Raw genomic sequence first — 1,306 nt, 5'->3', positions numbered from 1 at the left:
CTTCCGTTCTAGTGGTCGTCGCAACACCCCAGCTCGGGGAGTGCGATGGACTTCGAGATCCGCAAGATCCGGACCCCGCAAGGGCGGAAGAAGCTGACTGCAGAGCGGGAGGAATACTTCCGCCTCATGGATCAAGGCTTCAGCAGCCTAGAGGCGTGTCGGATCGTTGGGATCAACTCCCGCACCGGGAAACGGTGGCGGAATGGCTGGAACCCATCAGGCACGAGGAAGGGGGCACCGCCCATCGCGCGGGTGGTGGCCCCTTCTGGGCCGTCCCGGTATCTGCGCGAGGACGAGCGGATCCACATCGCTGATCGTCTGCGGGAGAAGGTATCGATCCGCGAAATCGCACGTGAGCTGGGCCGTGCCCCGTCCACGATCAGCCGGGAGGTCCGCCGCAACCGGCACCCCACCAGCGGGCAGTACCGGCCGCATGCTGCCCAGGCCCGTGCCGACTCCCGCCGGCCGCGGCCCAAACCGAGCAAGATCGGCCAGAACCCGGAGCTGCAGGCATACATTCAGGACCACCTGCATAAACGCTGGAGTCCCGAGCAGATCTGCCAGAGCCTGCGCAGGAGCTTTTCTGACCGGCCGGAGATGCACGTGTGCCACGAGACGATCTACCAGGCCCTCTACGTTCAGGGCCGCGGAGAGCTGCGCCGCGAACTGGCCCGAGCCCGAGCCCTGCGCACCGGCCGCGCGATGCGCAAGCCTCGCCGCCTGGCTCAGCAGCGTCAACCTCGCTACAGCGCACCCATGGTGATGATCAGCGAGCGGCCCGCCGAGGTCGAAGACCGGGCCGTGCCTGGACATTGGGAAGGCGACCTGATCATCGGCAAGAATCACGCGTCGGCCATCGGCACCCTGGTCGAGCGCACCACCCGTTACGTGATGCTCGTCCACCTGCCCACCGACCGCAGCGCCGAGCGGATGCGCGACGCCCTGATCACGACCATGCAGACGCTCCCGACCCACCTCAAGCGCTCTCTGACCTGGGACCAGGGCAGCGAAATGGGCCGCCACCACGAGTTCACCATCGCCGCTGACATGCCCGTCTACTTCTGCGACCCGGCCAGCCCGTGGCAACGCGGCTCGAATGAGAACACCAACGGCCTACTCCGCCAGTACTTCCCCAAAGGCATCGACCTGTCGGTCCACACCCGCGAACACCTCGACGCCGTCGCCGCTGAACTCAACGCCAGACCAAGAAAAACGCTCGACTGGGAAACCCCAGCCGAGCGTCTCGCTATGCTCCTCGCCACCAGCAACTGATCACCGGTGTTGCGACGACTCTTAGAAAGCGCCA

General features: G+C 65.8%; 1 protein-coding gene. It reads left to right on the top strand.

The features are described from left to right. The first annotated feature begins 45 nt into the window (after nt 1-45). A complete protein-coding gene (locus Pka01_RS40415; protein WP_373318252.1) occupies nt 46-1,272 on the top strand; it encodes an IS30 family transposase in 1,227 nt (408 codons plus the stop codon). Nucleotides 1,273-1,306: the final 34 nt, after the last annotated feature.

The sequence above is a fragment of the Planotetraspora kaengkrachanensis genome, from assembly GCF_016862895.1.
Taxonomy (GTDB): Bacteria; Actinomycetota; Actinomycetes; order Streptosporangiales; family Streptosporangiaceae; genus Planotetraspora; species Planotetraspora kaengkrachanensis.
This window is presented reverse-complemented; position numbering and strand designations above follow the sequence as displayed.

What these genes read in the sequence shown, in the direction of transcription:
- Pka01_RS40415 (WP_373318252.1), top strand. Translation starts at nt 46, where the DNA reads ATGGACTTCGAGATCCGCAAGATCCGGACCCCGCAAGGGCGGAAGAAG.